Raw genomic sequence first — 17443 nt, forward strand, 5'->3', positions numbered from 1 at the left:
CGATTATTTCGATGTCGCTTTTTTTGATATCAGCCGTTTACTAGAAAATGTATTTGGTACTTAAGAAATTTGATTCATTTTCACTTACGATTTCATTTAACAATTTCTTGTTTTCTTCGGTGAACTTTGTGGCCACTAGAGAACGTATAGAGAATGAACGCAGAGCATCAACTACTGACAAGGTTCCTTCAGCACTGTCCTTTCTACCTGTGAAAGGGAAAGTATCTGGACCGCGTTGGCATTGACAATTGATGTTTACACGGCTCACTTGATTGACCAGTGGATCAATAAGCGATGAAACAACAGCTGCATTATTACTAAAAATACTTACTTGTTGCCCGTGTGAAGATCCGATTAAGTATTCGATAGGTTCTTCAAGGTCATCAAAAGGAACAACAGGGATAACTGGTCCGAATTGTTCCTCTCTGTAAAGTTTCATCTGTGAATTGACAGGATAGACAATCGCCGGGTAGAAGAACGATTCTGCAACTTGACCACCATTCTCATTGACTACTTTTGCACCATATGCTTTTGCATCTTCAATGCATTCAGTCAAATAAGCCGGTTTATTGACTTCTGGAAGTGGGGTCAAAGACACACCTTTTTCCCAAGGCATTCCATATTTCAATTTTGCGACTTCAGCAGAGAGACGTTTTAGAAATTCTTGTGCCAGGCTGCGATGTACATAGATAATTTTTAGTGCTGTACAACGTTGGCCATTGAAAGAGAGTGATCCCAATACAGTTTCAGAAACTGCGAGGTTCAAATCTGCGTCTTTTGTAATAATTGCTGCGTTTTTTGCGTCCAAGCCAAGAATAGCACGAAGGCGATTCACTTTTGGGTGCAATTTTTTGAGTTCATCAGCAACACGGCTTGAACCGATTAACGTCAAGACATTGATCTTTCCTGATTGCATTAAGCTAGGAACAATCTTATTGCCACGGCCATAGATTGTATTGACCACACCTTTAGGGAAGCTGGTTTTAAAAGCTTCTAATAAAGGATAATGTAATAAAGTACCATGTTTAGGTGGTTTGAATAACATGGTATTTCCCATGATCAATGCAGGAATCAATGTCGTGAATGTCTCATTCAACGGATAGTTGAATGGGCCCATACAAAGGACGACGCCTAATGGAGATCTTCTGATTTGGGCAACGATACCTTGTTCGATTTGAAAACGTGAAGAATCGCGGTCTATATCTTTCAATGCATCGATCGTTGCATAGATGTATTCCACTGTACGATCAAACTCTTTTACCGAGTCTGCATAGGATTTGCCAATTTCCCACATAATAAGCTTGACAACAATGTCCTTTTTGGCAATCATCTTTTGTGTGAAATTTTCAACACAAGTAATACGATCGGCAACGCTCATTGTCGGCCATTCTCCACGGCCATTGTCGTATGCTTTTACAGCAGCTTCCAAGGCTTCCATGGACTCTTTTTCAGTACAAACAGGGAAACTACCGATGCGCTTCCGTTTCAAGCCATCCTTAGTCTTCACACAGATTGGTGAAAAAACTTCGTTTACTTGACCAGTCCAAGAAATCATTTCTCCATTGGAAAGGAACTCTCTTTGATCGACCTGTTCGTCTAGTGTAAATTCTGCGGGAATGTCTTTCTCCTCGTAGAAAATACTTTCTAAGTTTAAGCTCATTGTTTTTAAAAATGGTTTAGATTGATATTTATAAAGATATTGCTAATATAATATAAATTTCGCAATATATGTTAATTTTTTATTAAAATTAGTTTAGGTACCAGTGTTTTCATTACAACCCATGCAATTAAATATGCAATAGCGCAGAAGGAAAAAATAATGAAGTATCCTGCCTCTTCTCCTTTAAAGCCCATAAAGACCATTTGAGTCTCTTTTGCATAATCAAATAACCATCCAGACGTTTTGTTGATGATAAAGGCTCCTACACCCCCAGCAAGCCCTCCGATTCCTGTAACAGTCGCAATGGCACGTTTAGGAAAAGAGTCACCAATAGTGGAAAAAATATTTGCAGACCATGATTGGTGTGCAGCTCCTGCAAAGCCGATCAAAATGACAGGAATCCAATAGGAAATATGACCTAGGGGCTGGGCTAGAAGTACAACCAATGGTACAAAAGCGAATAACAACATAGCTTTCATACGGCCTTCATAAGCATTCATTCCTTTTTTGTCAACAAAATAGGTTGGTAGCCACCCCCCATAAATAGACAACATTGTAATGGCATATAAAACGAAGATTGCTAATTGACCTTCGGTATCTGATGATTTGATGTCGTATACAGCCGATAGATAGGCCGGCATCCAAAATAAGAAGAACCACCACACACCATCAGTCATGAATTTTCCGAAGACAAAAGCCCAAGTTTGCTTGTATTTTAGACATTCCGATATGGTCGTTCTTGGTTGTTTGGTCGTTCCAGTTTGTTCTGTTTCATGATCATCTTGATGAATGTAAGCCAATTCAGCTGCATTTACTTTCGGGTTTTCGTGTGGCTTTTTATAAAGAAAAATCCAAAAGCCCATCCAGACAAATCCTAAAGCACCGATAATGATAAAAGACATCTCCCAGCCCCAATGTGCTGCGATGACAGGGATGGTCAATGGTGCTGCTAATGCTCCTATGGTTGCCCCTGAATTGAAAATACTGGTAGACAGGGCACGATCTTTCTTTGGAAAATATTCTGCCGTAGCTTTAATTGCGGCAGGGAAGTTACCAGCCTCACCGACAGCAAGAACAAATCGGGCAAAAATAAATAGATTGACGCTAACACTCATTACTAAGCCCACGTTGTTAACATGAGAAATTGCCTCTTTTGCACCTTCGAAACCAACAAACCATTCACCCGCGACGATGCCCGAAGTAGCTATACCACAGAATGCATGTAATATCGCGCCAATGGACCAGATTCCGATCGCCCATAAAAAGCCTTTTTTTGTATCCATCCAATCCACAAAGCGACCTGCAAAAAGCATACTGATGGCATAAAAGATCGAAAACAATGCGGTGATGTTGCCATAGTCTGTGTTTGTCCAATGAAATTCAGGACTGATAAAATCCTTCCAAGTTAAAGATAGCACCTGACGATCCAGGTAATTGATTGTGGTAGCAAAAAATAGTAGCGAGCATATCACCCAACGGTAATTACCCTTTTTCTCCGTGTTAATCATAATGGGTTTAATAGTTTTTTTAGTGTACGTGTCTGTTTTTGTATGCCAATATTATCCCCTCCGAATGTTTACTTTTTTTAGGCAGTATTAAAAGGAGGATGGTTATCGTGCCTTTGACACAAAGTCAAGAGCCTTTTTGGTATTCTCGAATAAGTTGCTTGTGTCTTTGGGGTCAATTAACTTACTGCCCATGCCTACAGCACATACTCCTGATTTGAACCATGCTTTTAAATTCGCCATTTCGATTTCTACGCCCCCCGTCGGCATAAATTTCTGACCTTTAAAGAGATCCCGTATCGACGACATAAATGCCGGCCCTAGGATATTTGCAGGAAACAATTTTATAAGCGCTGCCTCTTGCTGCTGCGCGGTATAGATTTCTGTGGGTGTCATACAGCCTGGAATCCATAGCTTATGCTGCTCATGTACAAGGGAACCAACGAGTGGATTTACAATAGGAGAAACAATAAAATCCGCTCCAATTTGCAGAAATTGTTGAGCTTCATCAACTGATTTTATGGTGCCAATACCTAAATAAAGATCAGGCATTTCGAGGTCTCTAGTTGCAATTAAGCGTTCGAAAACAGCCAATGCTTCGGGGCCGCGATTTGTAAATTCAAAGACACGTATACCAGCTCGGTATAGGGTTCGCAGAATCTCGATACTTTCTGCTTTATCGTGATGGAAGAACAAAGGAAGTGTCCCTTGCTCTATAATTTTATCTAATACAATTTCTTTCAAATTCATGCTGTCATTCTATTTTTTATGTCTTCCACAGTACTTGTTGTCGCATCGCTGGCGATGAATAATTTATCGAACGCTGCGAGCGTTGCAAACTCTAGGGTTTCTTTTGGAGAAAGGTTGGAGTATAACCCATAAATCAAACCAGCCATAAAGCAATCTCCACTACCTACTTTATCCAAAATTTCTTCTGCAGTATATTCCGTTGATTTAATCAGGCTGTCTTTGTCAAACAGCGTGGTATAATACTTGATTCCCTTATTTTGATAGTCAAAACGAAAGGTATTGGCCACATATTGACAAATCGGATTCGCGGAGATAATTTCCTTACTTGTACGATCTGCTTGTGCCAGTAGATCTTCTTCCCGATATCCAGAAGAAGAAGTTAAGAATTGTTCGTCTAGCTGGGTTCCGAGCATCTGATGAGCGGCCCATATATTGCCCATAATTAAATTACAATATTGGGCAATTTCGGGCATAATCTCTTTCGGTGCCTTTCCATATTTCCAGAGTTTAGCGCGATAATTAAGGTCCAATGATACAAAGATTGCTTTCTCTTGTGCTTTTTTTACAGCTTCCAGGCATAGGTCCGCTATATCTTGGCTAATTGCAGGACAGATGGCTGAAAAATGAAACCATTTGACATCGGCAAAAATCTCTTCCCAGTCTATGTTACCCACTTTGAGGTTTGCAAATGATGAGTTCGCACGATCATAAATGACCCCCGCATTTTTTAGATCTTTTCCTTTTGGGAGATAGTAAATACCCAATCTCTCGCCAGTCCACTGCATCGCTGATGTGTCTATATTTCTGCGTTGCAGGTAGCTATCAATACCTTCACAGATGGCATTTTGGGGAATAGCAGATAAATAGGATGACGGTACATTCCACAGCGCTAGGGCTGTGGCTACATTCAGCTCCGCTCCGCCGACGTAGAAAGGCAGCTGATGTTGTTCAATCCAATCCCGTTCGATGTCGGGACAGATCCGCAACAACAATTCTCCAAAGCTTAAAACTTTACCCTGCATGTTCATTAAAATTCAAAATATTCTTTCGCGTTATTATAGCTGATATCTGCTATGATTTTCCCTACCCATTCGATATCATTTGGTATCTCCCCCTTTTCAATGTCCTGTCCGAAGATGTCGCACAACAATCTTCGGAAATATTCATGCCTTGGAAATGAAAGGAAGCTTCTAGAATCTGTCAACATACCGACGAGACGGCTCAATAAACCCATATTTGACAGTGTATTGATCTGCTTTGTCATACCATCTTTTTGGTCTAGAAACCACCAAGCTGAGCCAAACTGAATTTTTCCCTTGATTGAACCATCATTGAAATTCCCGATCATAGTTGCAATAAGTTCATTGTCGGCAGGATTGAGATTATACAATATGGTCTTGGTTAGCTTGTCTTGATCGTCTAATTTATTCAAAAATTTTGACAATGCACGTGCCTGGCTAAAATCTCCGATCGAATCCCAACCTGTATCTGGTCCGATCAAACGATGCATACGGGCATTGTTGTTGCGCAATGCTCCTAAGTGATATTGTTGAACCCAGCCTTTTTCATGATCCCATTCTGCAAAATAAATCAGCATGGCGGATTTGAATTTTAGATTTTCGGTCGGAGAGATTTCCTTTTTTGTACGAATCTTGTCAAAGATCGTCACGATCTCCTGTTCGGTATAATCTTCTGCATAGATTTGTTCCAATCCGTGATCCGATACTTTGCATCCATTGGCAGCAAAGAAATCATGTCTTGTTTTTAACGCGTTTAAATAATCTCCCAAGCTATTGATCTGCATGTCGCTGACCACTTCCAGTTTGTCGATATATTGATTCAATGCAATGATATCGTCCGAGTTCATGGCTTTATCCGGGCGAAATGCCGGAAGCATCTTGAACGATTCTTTTTCCTTTGCAAATTGTTGATGAAACTCGAGGCTATCGATAGGATCGTCTGTGGTACAAACGACTTCAACGTTCATCATCTTCAGTAATCCGCGAACCGAATGGCTATCTTGTTGTAATAATGCACCTGTATCGGCATATATCTTGGCTGCTGTCTTTGGGGACAACAAATCTGTGATACCAAAATACCGCTGTAATTCGAGGTGTGTCCAGTGATGTAATGGATTGCGTAGTGTATAAGGAACAGTTTCTGCCCACTTGATAAATTTTTCCTCATCGGAAGCATCACCTGTAATATAACGCTCATTGACACCATGGGCCCGCATCGCCCGCCATTTGTAATGATCGCCATGTAACCAGACCTGACTAATATTGTCAAATTTTACGTTATGAGCGATCTGTTCCGGAATCAAGTGATTATGATAATCAATGATCGGCAAATGCTTTGAATAGTTGTGATACAGCTGTTCTGCTGTTTTTGTGTTTAATAAAAAGTTGTCGTCTAAAAAAGCTTTCATACAATATCCTATTTTTATAAACTCACACCTCTTTTCCAAGGTATGAAATCGTCTTGATTTAATTGGACAGCCTTTGGTGTTATTTCACCACTGGCTGCTTTGATACAATATTCTAAAATGTCTTCTCCCATGGTTTGGATCGATTTCTCACCGTCTATAATAGGACCGGTATTGATATCGATAATGTCGGCCATTTTGGTTGCCAGTATATTATTTGTTGCAACTTTGATGACCGGACATATTGGATTGCCGGTAGGGGTACCCAGTCCAGTCGTAAACAGAATTAGTGTTGCGCCAGCAGCAGCTTTCCCTGTGGTCGCTTCTACATCATTTCCTGGAGTGCATACTAGGTTAAGACCCGGCTTCGTCGCTTCCTCGGTATAATCCAAAACATCCACAACGGGCGAAGTACCGCCTTTTTTTGCGGCACCATTACTTTTTATCGCATCCGTGATAAGTCCATCACGGATATTGCCTGGAGATGGATTCATATAAAAACCCGAACCAACAGCCTCGGCAGCATTGCTGTAGGCGGTCATGAGATCGATGAATTTATTGGCGGCCTTTGGATCGATGGTACGGTCTATTAGATTCTGCTCGGCACCACATAATTCTGGAAATTCAGCCAACAGTACCTTTCCGCCAAGAGCAACTAAAAGATCCGCAGTGTAACCGACAGCGGGATTGGCAGAGATACCACTGAATCCGTCGCTGCCGCCGCATTTCACACCCAAGGTTAATTTGCTCAATGGTACGGGTTGTCGGCTTAGTTTATTAATTTCTGTCAGCCCAATAAAAGTTTGTAGTATCGCCTCTTTCAACAGTTGCTCTTCACTTTTTGATTGTTGCTGTTCAAATAAGTACAATGGTTTGTCAAAGCCCGGATTACGTAGCTTGATATCGTTGACGAGATCGTTCAGCTGTAAATTTTGACAGCCCAGACTCAATACTGTGATACCTGCGACATTGGGATGGTCAGCATACGCGGCAAGTAACTTACTCAAGATGGCAGCATCTTGTCGGATTCCGCCACAACCACCCTGATGGTTTAAAAATTTGATCCCATCTACGTTTTTGAATACGCGATCCGATTGCTCCGTAATTGTGTTTAGCTGGCCGAGTGAGGATAGGTCCAGTGTTTCCCCCTTTTCATAGGCTTTTAACAGTTGATGTGTGAAGTTCTTGTATTTTCCAGTGACTGAATAGCCAAGCTCATTGTATAGTGCCTCCTTGATCACGTCAAGATTTCTGTTTTCGCAGAAAACGGTTGGAATAAATAGCCAATAATTTGCAGTGCCAACACGGCCGTCCGGACGGAGATAACCATTGAAAGTTCTTCCTTCAAACTTTGAAACATCAGGCTTTTCCCAGTGATAATGTGAAGGCCTAAAATGATATGGCTCTGCAGCATGCTTGGTATTCTCAGTATTCATGATGCTTCCTTGAGGGATATCAAATTGGGCTTTCCCTACGAGTACGCCGTACATATGTATTTCGTCACCAAAGTGCATGTCTTGCATAAAAAATTTATGCTTGGCCGGAATATCTTCCTGTAGGATATAATGAGTACCCTCAAATGAGATCGCGTCACCTTTCTTGAGATTTTGTAAGGCGACCAATACATTGTCTTTGGGGTGTATCTTTAATACGTTATTTTTCATCTGTAGCGTTATTTATACCTTTTTATTGTCAAGAACTGATGAAATTTCGAGGGCCTTTAATGCTCCTACTTCAATGATCTGTTGTAATTTCTGGTTGACTGTTTCTTCAAAATGAGGGAACTCCGTTAAATTGATTCCCCATAAATCTATATCTGAAAGTACGGTATGGACAAGTTTATCTGGGTTGATCCAGGCAGCATGTAATCTCGGTGCTGATTCGTCCTGAAGTACGATTGTTCGTCCATTGATCAATTGCTCATATTGATTGCCGTTTTGCTTAGATTTTAATAGATATAGATAAGCCGCAAATCCAAGTGCGAACAATTGTGGCGCTTCATGCTGTGTTGTATACCACTTTCTTAACAGAGGGATATTGCGCATTGCCATTTTTGAGCTATAATTTAAAGCGATGGATTCCCATTTGTGTTCGAGATGCGGATTGGCAAAGCGGTCGATGACTTTGGATGAAAAATCGTTGATGTCCGCAACTGAAATACTGTCGCTTAAAATGGCTGGACCAATTTCATCTCGCATTAAAAGACGTATAAACTGATTAAATACTGCATTTTGCATAGCCTCTTTTACTGTTTCGAAACCCGCAAGAATGGCAAGGGCACAACTTAAGGTATGAGTTCCATTGAGCAGTCTTAGTTTGATTTCCTTGTACTTTTCAATTGAAGGAACCAACAATACATTTGGATCTGCCAATGCAAAAGAAAGGCGCTGTTTCACTCGATCAGAAGAGGTTTCAATGGCCCACAGTCGAAAGGGTTCGGCCATAATCATTAATTGATCGTCGTAGCCAAGTAAGGCGCAGGTTTTCGTGTATTCCGCTAGCGGCAATGCTCCAGGAACAATACGATCGACTAAGGTGTTGCAAAAGTCATTGGCGGTATCAAGCCAATCTATAAATTCGTTTGGGAGCTTATTCAGCTTCGCAAGATCTATTATAATCGATTTCAGTTTAGCCCCATTGTCGGAAATCAATTCGGTAGGGACGACGGTTAAACCCTTATTTTCGTCCGCATTGAAGTAGACAAATCTCCGATATAGGATAGCCAAAAGTTTACCCGGAAAAGACGCCGGTGGCGCATCATTGATATGGTCTTCACTTATGACAATGCCGACTTCTGTGGTGTTGGAAAAGACAATTTCAAGATCCGGATTTTCGGCACTTTTTAATATTTCTGACCAATGCTGGTTGGCCGCTAATACACGAGAAATCGAATTATTGATTTCGTAATGTGAAATCTCTTGACCATCTTCGATCCCTTTAATGGCTAATGTGTATAGGTTGTCCTGCTGTTCGAAGGCATCAGCCCCAGCCGAACTTGTTGACTTGACAACCAGTATTCGACCACAAAACACTTGTTTTTGATTTGCTTTATGTACAAAATAATCCGGGAGGCCCCGGAGTAATACACCAGTGCCAAATTGAAGAATCTTTTCCGGATAATGGAAAGAGGAGTCTGTCGGTTTGCTAACCAGATCAGAATTGATTGTATGTATATTATCTTGTGTCAGTAACATCTTCTCGTTTTATTATTGAATTTTATATTGTTTTTTCCACTTTGGATACTCCTTTTGGATCAGCTTTTCTGGCCAGTTACCGAACCAGGCATAGCCATTTCGACGCTCCTCCGAAACCTCTTCAAAGTTATATTTGATTGTATCGTCCCGGTCTCCAAGCAACGGACGGTTGTCTTCCAGATGATAGAACCGGGCCCAAATCGTGGAAGTGGGATCTGCGACAAGCTGTCGTTGATATTTTCCAGTTAGGTTATCTTGTATTCGATCGAAGCGATAACCCTCGATATCATGTTGCTGAAACCATTTTATTGCATGTTCGATGGCTTGCTTAATTTCATTAGTTGCAGGCTGTAGCATAAGAAAGCGAACGATGGCAACAGATTCACTTGTACTTAATGAAGCCGGTTCAAATTTTCTTGCCTGAGCAGGTTTTAAAGTATTTTGATCATATTGCGCTGCCCAAATACTTCTTTTACCGTTTTGCATGACCTGTGTTTTTAGGATACAGATGATGCCTTTTTCTACTGCTATTTGCGCTTTTGACACAAATATGGGATTGATAGCCTCAAACCCGTCTTGCTTATTAGCGACTTTGTAAAGCACCAGTAATGAATTGATCATCGCATTATCATTATAGGTTATCTCAGCTCTATACAGTGATTTATTTGGATAATACTGTGGAAACCCGCCATTTTCATATTGTGCCGATAAAATATAGGCAATACCTTTTTCTGCAGCAGTTAAATAAGGCAGATTTTTAGTCTCTTGAAAAGCCTTGATCAATCCATTGATTTCCCGAGTTGTGGCACCGTTGTCGAGCGTAGCATGATCAATAGTTGTTTTCCTGATCTTCTGTAATAGCTCTTTCGTTAACGGAAGTCGATAATCTACGACACTTTTGTCTGCCAGCTGTTTAGGCCAGGCTCCATTTGGCAACTGGTACTGAAGCATCTTTTCGGCCAATGAGTCTTTGGTAAATACAGTCTGTCCAGCACAGTAATTATGAAACACTGAAACCGCGATGAAACTTAGAATATTTATTTTTCTCATGGTCTCTAGTTGTTGATCTGTTTGAATAACCAGTTCACTAAATCATTCGCTGCGGTAAAGTTCTCGTATTCCTTAGGGAGCTTTCTTCCATCTGTATATTCATTATATAACCAGGGGTCTCCAATAGCAAACACGGTACCTTTCCCATATTTTGCCGTAGCAATGATGGTGTCTCCATGATCTTGAATCAATGTTTGAGCCGGAGCTTTTACCTGTAATGTTGAAATTTCCTTGATATATATTTGGGATGTATTTGGAAATACTGTATTGCCCTTTGGGATAGCAATTGCACCCGTACGAAAGTCATTTCCTTTCACACGATTGCGGCTGTCCTCATTGAATGTGATGCCAAATTTTAGTGCGAGGGTATTGAATTTGGTGATTTCGCAGTTGCCGCTGTCATTTAAGAAAAGAACGAGTACACCTCCCTGTTTAACCCATTGGGCAATTTGCTGGGCGTCGGTTTCATTCATAAAATGTGGGCGTTCAGTTTCTTTCTCTGTATCGGGGTCTACGATGATGTAGACATTGGATTTTGAGAGATTCTGTAATGTAGGTGCTGTTTTTAATGTGTTTAGTTGACCACCATTTTTTTCAAATATTCTACCCAGTAGAGAAAATCCGTTGTTGTCATCACCATCCCAGAGATAATGATAGGGTTTAAGTTGACCCGATGCCGTCTTTTTATATTCGTTGTTGAAATAATTGTCCAATGTAACCGTGCGCCTTTTTTTGCCCCTTTGTTCCTTCGCAAATTCAACTTCGGATGCTGCAAGGATAAAAGTACCGACTCCTTTGGGATCATTGGTAATGACTGGTTCGCTCATATAATATTCAAAACTGCCGTCGCGATATTTCTTCCCTCCCAAACCAGAAACCTGAACAGTCTTTGTGAGATTGATACGGTTTTTTCCGGCAGGGGTGACGAATTCTTTTATAAGCCCTTGGTAGCCATGATCCAGATTTCTCTGATAGGAAGCTGGTATATAACCTTTGCGTAATGATTTTGCCAATGCAAATACAAACATGCTTGAGGCTGAAGATTCTAGGTAGTTTCCTTTTCTTGACCCCAAATCCACAATGTCATACCAAACCCCAGTTTTGGAATCTTGATACTTGACGATCGCGGATAGTGTTCTGTTTAAAATTGAAATGAGTTCCTGCCTACGTGGATGACTTTCAGGGAAATAGTCCAAAACGTCGACTAGTGCCATAACATACCAGCCCATACCCCGCGCCCAAAAATGCGGTGACAAACCTGTTTTCGGATCAGACCAGCGCTCTTTTCTGGATTCGTCCCAACCATGATACAGCAGGCCAGTTTTTGGATCACGGGCATTTTTTTCCATGTAGCTAAACTGATTGGCGATATCGTCAAAAGCGGCAGGAATATTCATTAGGCTAGCATATTCTGCATAGAAAGGCTGCCCCATGTACAAGCCATCTAGCCACATTTGGTAAGGATAAATTTTCTTGTGCCAAAATCCACCTTCATGTGTGCGAGGATGTTTTTGGAGTTGTGCATATAACTGGTGGCAGGCTTTTAGATATTTTTCTTTACCGGTCACCTTGTAAAGCGTTAATAATGTCGTGCCATTTTTGATATTGTCGATATTGAAATCGTGTACATCATAGTTCTTGATCGAATCAGGAATGCTAAGATAAGCATCCATCCGGGATTGCATATAGTTGAAATAATCAGCATCTGCTGTATTTCGCCATACATCTGTCAAGCCTTCAAAAATAACTCCCATGTCATAAGACCATTTTGGGAACTTCTCAGTCTTATTAAATAGAGAATCTGGATAGATTTGTTCAAGTACTGTGTTGGCCATTTGTTCAGAGAGAGGTTTCTGTTGTCCAAATCCTTCGAATGGGATAAGTGCTGTAAAGCTTAAAAGAATTAAAAATAACTTTCTCATTACGTTCCTAATTTTTGATTGTTAAGGATTTGTTTGTGATTGCCCCTTTAAATTGACTGACAACTTTGGCTGTTTTTGTATTGGATTTTGATAGACGGATATTACTGCTTTTCTCACCCGCGACCTCGATATATAGTTCAGGAGCTTCTAATGCTTGGATATTATCTAGATTTATCGCAGTGCTATTGTTGATGGCGATCAGTGGATTATTTTCTGTTGTTTTTAATGTTATATTTTTCAGATTAACCTGAGAAGCTTCAATGATTTCTATACCCTTATTTGCTTCCAATGTTGCATTTTCTATCCAGATATGCTGAATATGCATTTCAGGGAGACCACGTAAGAAAATTCCTTTTGAAGCTCCTTTCGCTACGATATTTTTGATATAGAAGTTTTTGAATTGCGGTGTTTCTTCCGTAACTGGAAGTGTAACTGTTTTTACAGCAGGCCTCTTTTCTCCCGCTAAAGCGACCGGATCTACAGCCGCATAATACATGTCAAATAGAATCGCTTCGCCTGGGATATCAGCCATATTGATATTATTGATGAAGATGTTTTCTACCACTCCTCCACGACCTCTTGTCGTTTTAAAGCGAAGTCCGATATCAGTCCCGATAAACGAGCAGTCTTCCACCCAAATATTACGGGCACCACCGCTCATTTCGCTCCCAATTACAAACCCACCATGTGCATGATACACAACATTATTGCGAACAATGACATTTTCGGTTGGTTTGCCACGCTCACGACCAGCTTTATCACGACCAGACTTTATGCATATACCATCATCACCAACATCAAATGTACAATCTTCTATAAGTACATTCTTACAGGATTCAACATCTACACCATCGCCATTCTGACCATACCAAGGGTTGCGGACAGATACCTTACGTAATGTCAGGTCCTCACATAATAGGGGATGTATATTCCAGGCTGGAGAGTTTTGAATCGTAACTCCTTCTAGCAAGACTTTCTTACAGTTTGTAAATACCAAAAGATTGGGTCGTAAAAAATCTTTAACATCTTTAAAGTCTTCGACCGTCGTACCGGGGCGGATTATCCCCGCTTTCTTTTCTTTTGAACCTTTAAGTGAACTTGCTGAAGGATACCAGACTTCCTTATCAGTATCCACCGTGCCGCCGGATGCAACAAGGTTGTTCCATTGAGAGGTTGTAAGTTTACTTTTTTTAACCATCCGCCAGGCACCTCCATTACCGTCGATAATACCTTCGCCCGTAATTGCAATATTATTTAGGTTCTTACCTGATATAGGATTTTGATTGCGCCATGCCGGTTCGCCCTCCCAATTTGATTCAACCAATTTGTATTGATCAAAATCTTTGGTAAACAGCAGGACAGCATCTCGTTTTAGGTGTAAATTTACATTGCTCTGCATTTCAATAGGACCAGTTAGCCAAATTCCTGCGGGGATCGATACCACGCCACCTCCGCGCTCGCTACATGTACGTATCGTTTGGTTAATAGTCGTTGTGTTTAGAAATTGGCCGTCACCTTTAGCGCCATAATTGCCGATATTTAATGTATCTTTCTTAAAATTGACTTGTTGTACGATAGGACGAGCAGGCTCTTGGGCCTTACACAGCTGTGGTAGCACGAGAAGCAATCCAAGAGCAGATTTCAATGTACGGGAATAGTGCTTTTTAAACGAATTCATTTTTTACATTTTGGTTTAAAAATGGTTATTTGTAAAAGCAATTGTACATTCTTTGCCCCTAACTTGGATGAAAAACTTATGCAATCGTTACCGGTCATTATTTATCGATCAAATGTAAGGTTTGGTGCCCAATCCTTGAATACACGTTGAAAATTAAGGCTATCGGTCTCTCGATCTGCCAATAGGAGACTCCATTTGACACGATTTTGTGACACTGAGCCTGCGCCTTTGTTTTTATATTCTGCGAAATAAGCTGTTTTCCCATTAGAATCTTTGTCCCAGTTGTGCCAGCCTTTGTTTGCAATAAGTTTTGGAAAATTGGCCACGACAAAATCATAACTCTTTACTTCTGCAGCAAAAAGAAAGAAAGGAATTAAAAAAAAGGAAAGTATGATCGTCCGCATTCCAAATTGTTTAATTGGTCAATGAAATTACCAATATTAAAGCCTTCCTTAAAGGAAATCCGTCAAAATAAATGCGCAAACGTTATCGGTAACGTTTGCTTCTGATTCGTACCTTGTTCGTACCACGCTCGGGCGTGAAGAGGATCAGTGCCATCTTTGACCAATATATGACCAGACAATCCCTGGTAATATATTGCTCAAGATTTGGTTCGAGTCTGGTTATATTTATTGATAATCCGAAGCGAGTACGAATGAGATCCGAATAAGATCCGGAAAACAACCGAGAAAAATGTCCTTGCGCAATGAACATACTTCAGAATGAAATGCATTCTGCTAAGTTAAATTGATTTTAAAAGATGATTATAACACAGAAGAATCACATATTGTTTATACGAGGATTAATTGTATTGCATATAAAAAGCAATTTCTCTAAGTTTGTTCAACAAATTTCTCAACATGGATATCCAATCACTCTATCAGATTTATAAACAGTATCCGAATATTACGACGGATACACGTAAAATTGAAAAGGATAGTATATTTTTTGCACTAAAAGGAGCCAATTTCAATGGCAATGCTTTCGCTGAGAAAGCACTCGAAATGGGGGCTAAATATGTTGTTATTGATGAAGAGGCTTATCAAAAAGGAGAAGCATATATTCTTGTTGGCGATGTGCTAAAAGCACTGCAGCAACTGGCAAATTACCATAGGCATCAGCTGCATATTCCAATTGTCGGGGTAACAGGGACCAATGGGAAAACGACTACGAAGGAACTATTGTACGCCGTTGTGTCACAGAAGTACAAGGCATATGCAACAAAAGGAAATCTCAATAATCATATTGGTGTTCCCTTAACATTATTGGCAATCGATGATTCCATTGAGCTTGCAATAATCGAAATGGGGGCGAATCATTTGGAGGAAATTGCTTTTTTATGTGGGATTGCTGAACCGACACATGGCTTGATTTCTAACGTTGGTAAAGCACATCTAGAAGGTTTTGGATCTTTTGAGGGAGTGAAGAAAACCAAAGGCGAACTGTACGATTGGCTGCAAGATCATCAAGGTATATTATTTTTGCAGGCTGATAATCCCCACCTTAAAGAGATGGCTTCTGCTCGTCGGATAACTGATTTTGTCACTTATGGTTTTTCGGAAAGTAATGATGTGATTGGAAAGCTTCTTAGGGCAAATCCCCTTTTACAAATTGAATGGCAAAAGAAAGGTGCAGACGAATCTTATGTTGTCGATACCCACTTAACAGGATCTTATAATACCGAAAACTTTCTTGCAGCAATTGCAGTAGGTCTGCATTTTGGCGTTTCTTCCGCGGCGATCAATCGGGGTATTGAAGGATACACGCCTACCAACAATCGCTCGCAGGTTATGAAAACAGCCTACAATACTTTAATTTGTGATTATTATAACGCAAATGCAACAAGCATGGCTGCTGCATTGGATAATATTCGGATTATTGAAGCAGCTAAAAAAGCGATTGTATTGGGGGATATGTTTGAGCTGGGGGCAGAGTCATTTGAAGAACATAAAAAGATTGTCGAAAACGTAAGGTCTATTCCTGCTGATCGCAAGATTTTTGTCGGGAAAGAGTTTTTCTCCCATAAATACGATGGTGGAGAGTTTTATGAGACAACTGCCGAAGCAAAGGAAAAGCTCCAGGAAAAACCGATTACGGATGCAACAGTCCTATTGAAAGCGTCACGGGGCATGGCTTTTGAAAATCTGGTCGAAATGCTCTAACTATTTAAGCCCATCTTATGGACAGCTAGGGTAGACGTTCGAGTTCCAGCTAGTTTGCTGCCGAGGTGCGGCTTCAATGAAAGCATTTAAAAAGGCGGATTCAACGTGGACTCACTGTTGAGTTATCCTGCTCACATGTCGAAGTTAGTGTGAAGCTGTCCGGTAGCTGGTGAGAAACTGGATGCTATATTTCCCGAATAAATCGTCAAAAAAATCAAGAAAAAGGGATCCTTACAGGAGGCAGTTTTGTCATGTAAGGATTAAATAATGGCAAAAGTTGGCAAATTCATAGCGTCGGGAAATAAAGCTCATTTGGAAAAACGTACCTTTGTGACGTATAATGAATAAAAGACGTTTTTTTTTGGAAATAGCCTATTTTGGGCAGGCTTATCATGGTTGGCAGATTCAGAACAACGCCATTTCGGTGCAAGAAGTGCTAAATAAAGCACTGGAAATCTTGCTGCGGGAGCCCATTGAAACAACTGGGGCCGGTCGTACAGATACAGGTGTTCATGCGAAGCAATTGTATGCACATTTTGATGCGGCTCCTGTGGGTATATTGCAAAAAGCAGATCGTTTTATTCATTCCCTTAATGCTTTATTGCCCTTTGATGTGGCCGTTAAACGTTTGATTGAAGTTGAGGCCGAAGCACATGCGCGTTTTGATGCTATACAAAGATCGTACGAATATCATCTTCATTTTCATAAAGATCCTTTCATATATCCCTATTCATGTTTTATGCGAGATCGTCCGGATGTAGAAAAAATGAATGAAGCGGCAAAATTTTTATTAGGAAAGCAGGATTTTGAATGCTTTAGTAAGTCTCATACTCAGGTGTTTACAAATATTTGCGATATTCGTAGAGCTGAGTGGGTCTGGGATACCGAACAACACTTGGTCTTTCACATCACAGCCGATCGCTTCTTGCGCAACATGGTTCGCGCCATCGTGGGCACATCGCTGGAAATAGGATTGAAAGGCAAACCGGTATCGTTTATGCATGAGGTAATTCAAAGCAAAAACCGTGGCAAAGCGGGTGTTTCCGTGCCAGCACATGGGTTGTATTTAACAGAAGTGGCATATCCATATATATAGA

At 40.6% G+C, this 17443-nt stretch carries 13 protein-coding genes; 2 read left to right on the plus strand and 11 right to left on the minus strand.

Features of this window, described 5'->3' with window-relative positions; genetic code table 11:
* Positions 1–40 precede the first annotated feature (40 nt).
* From B3C94_RS05940 to B3C94_RS05990, 11 genes are all read right to left on the minus strand, one after another.
* On the minus strand, positions 41–1660 hold the full coding sequence (locus tag B3C94_RS05940) for an NADP-dependent glyceraldehyde-3-phosphate dehydrogenase (protein WP_293900472.1): 1620 nt from the start codon (positions 1658–1660) through the stop codon (positions 41–43).
* Positions 1661–1731: 71 nt separating this feature from the next.
* Positions 1732–3168, minus strand: a complete 1437-nt coding sequence (locus tag B3C94_RS05945) for an MFS transporter (RefSeq protein WP_414712640.1) — start codon at positions 3166–3168, stop codon at positions 1732–1734.
* 102 nt (positions 3169–3270) lie between these two features.
* Positions 3271–3915 carry a bifunctional 4-hydroxy-2-oxoglutarate aldolase/2-dehydro-3-deoxy-phosphogluconate aldolase gene (locus B3C94_RS05950; RefSeq protein ID WP_293900475.1) on the minus strand — a complete coding sequence of 215 codons (645 nt, stop codon included), beginning with the start codon at positions 3913–3915 and terminating at the stop codon, positions 3271–3273.
* Entirely contained in the window at positions 3912–4937 is a 1026-nt protein-coding gene (locus B3C94_RS05955; RefSeq protein ID WP_293900478.1) for a sugar kinase, read from the minus strand. The genes B3C94_RS05950 and B3C94_RS05955 overlap by 4 nt, the downstream gene beginning before the upstream one ends.
* A 5-nt stretch (positions 4938–4942) precedes the next feature.
* Complete coding sequence (gene uxaC / locus B3C94_RS05960; RefSeq protein WP_293900481.1) at positions 4943–6343, minus strand: glucuronate isomerase; 1401 nt, start codon at positions 6341–6343, stop codon at positions 4943–4945.
* Positions 6344–6357: 14 nt separating this feature from the next.
* Positions 6358–8004, minus strand: coding sequence for a UxaA family hydrolase (locus B3C94_RS05965; protein ID WP_293900484.1), 1647 nt, complete (start codon positions 8002–8004; stop codon positions 6358–6360).
* Positions 8005–8016: 12 nt separating this feature from the next.
* Positions 8017–9534 (minus strand): tagaturonate reductase, encoded by a 1518-nt coding sequence (locus B3C94_RS05970; RefSeq protein ID WP_293900487.1) that lies wholly within the window; start codon positions 9532–9534, stop codon positions 8017–8019.
* Positions 9535–9546: 12 nt separating this feature from the next.
* Complete coding sequence (pelA, locus tag B3C94_RS05975) at positions 9547–10584, minus strand: pectate lyase (protein ID WP_293900490.1); 1038 nt, start codon at positions 10582–10584, stop codon at positions 9547–9549.
* Positions 10585–10589: 5 nt separating this feature from the next.
* The gene (locus B3C94_RS05980) at positions 10590–12506 is read right to left on the minus strand and encodes a glycoside hydrolase family 88/105 protein (RefSeq protein WP_293900493.1); all 1917 of its coding nucleotides are present in this window, start codon (positions 12504–12506) and stop codon (positions 10590–10592) included.
* A 7-nt stretch (positions 12507–12513) separates the two neighbouring features.
* Positions 12514–14184, minus strand: a complete 1671-nt coding sequence (locus B3C94_RS05985; RefSeq protein ID WP_293900496.1) for a glycoside hydrolase family 28 protein — start codon at positions 14182–14184, stop codon at positions 12514–12516.
* A 101-nt stretch (positions 14185–14285) separates the two neighbouring features.
* Positions 14286–14588: a pectinesterase family protein gene (locus B3C94_RS05990; protein ID WP_293900499.1), complete on the minus strand. Its 303-nt coding sequence runs from the start codon at positions 14586–14588 to the stop codon at positions 14286–14288.
* Positions 14589–15044: 456 nt separating this feature from the next.
* Here B3C94_RS05990 and B3C94_RS05995 point away from each other — a divergent pair, with 456 nt between their 5' ends.
* Together B3C94_RS05995 and truA are read left to right on the plus strand one after the other, a co-directional pair.
* Positions 15045–16346: a UDP-N-acetylmuramoyl-tripeptide--D-alanyl-D-alanine ligase gene (locus tag B3C94_RS05995; RefSeq protein WP_293900502.1), complete on the plus strand. Its 1302-nt coding sequence runs from the start codon at positions 15045–15047 to the stop codon at positions 16344–16346.
* 340 nt (positions 16347–16686) lie between these two features.
* On the plus strand, positions 16687–17442 hold the full coding sequence (gene truA / locus B3C94_RS06000; protein ID WP_293900505.1) for a tRNA pseudouridine(38-40) synthase TruA: 756 nt from the start codon (positions 16687–16689) through the stop codon (positions 17440–17442).
* Position 17443: the final 1 nt, after the last annotated feature.

It is taken from the genome of Sphingobacterium sp. UBA5670, assembly GCF_002420705.1.
Classification (GTDB): Bacteria; Bacteroidota; Bacteroidia; order Sphingobacteriales; family Sphingobacteriaceae; genus Sphingobacterium.

Coding starts and splice junctions, on each gene's coding strand:
- B3C94_RS05985 (WP_293900496.1), bottom strand. CDS start 14,184: ATGAATTCGTTTAAAAAGCACTATTCCCGTACATTGAAATCTGCTCTT.
- B3C94_RS05955 (WP_293900478.1), bottom strand. CDS start 4,937: ATGCAGGGTAAAGTTTTAAGCTTTGGAGAATTGTTGTTGCGGATCTGT.
- B3C94_RS05980 (WP_293900493.1), bottom strand. CDS start 12,506: ATGAGAAAGTTATTTTTAATTCTTTTAAGCTTTACAGCACTTATCCCA.
- truA (WP_293900505.1), top strand. CDS start 16,687: ATGAATAAAAGACGTTTTTTTTTGGAAATAGCCTATTTTGGGCAGGCT.
- B3C94_RS05990 (WP_293900499.1), bottom strand. CDS start 14,588: ATGCGGACGATCATACTTTCCTTTTTTTTAATTCCTTTCTTTCTTTTT.
- B3C94_RS05995 (WP_293900502.1), top strand. CDS start 15,045: ATGGATATCCAATCACTCTATCAGATTTATAAACAGTATCCGAATATT.
- pelA (WP_293900490.1), bottom strand. CDS start 10,584: ATGAGAAAAATAAATATTCTAAGTTTCATCGCGGTTTCAGTGTTTCAT.
- uxaC (WP_293900481.1), bottom strand. CDS start 6,343: ATGAAAGCTTTTTTAGACGACAACTTTTTATTAAACACAAAAACAGCA.
- B3C94_RS05940 (WP_293900472.1), bottom strand. CDS start 1,660: ATGAGCTTAAACTTAGAAAGTATTTTCTACGAGGAGAAAGACATTCCC.
- B3C94_RS05950 (WP_293900475.1), bottom strand. CDS start 3,915: ATGAATTTGAAAGAAATTGTATTAGATAAAATTATAGAGCAAGGGACA.
- B3C94_RS05965 (WP_293900484.1), bottom strand. CDS start 8,004: ATGAAAAATAACGTATTAAAGATACACCCCAAAGACAATGTATTGGTC.
- B3C94_RS05945 (WP_414712640.1), bottom strand. CDS start 3,168: ATGATTAACACGGAGAAAAAGGGTAATTACCGTTGGGTGATATGCTCG.
- B3C94_RS05970 (WP_293900487.1), bottom strand. CDS start 9,534: ATGTTACTGACACAAGATAATATACATACAATCAATTCTGATCTGGTT.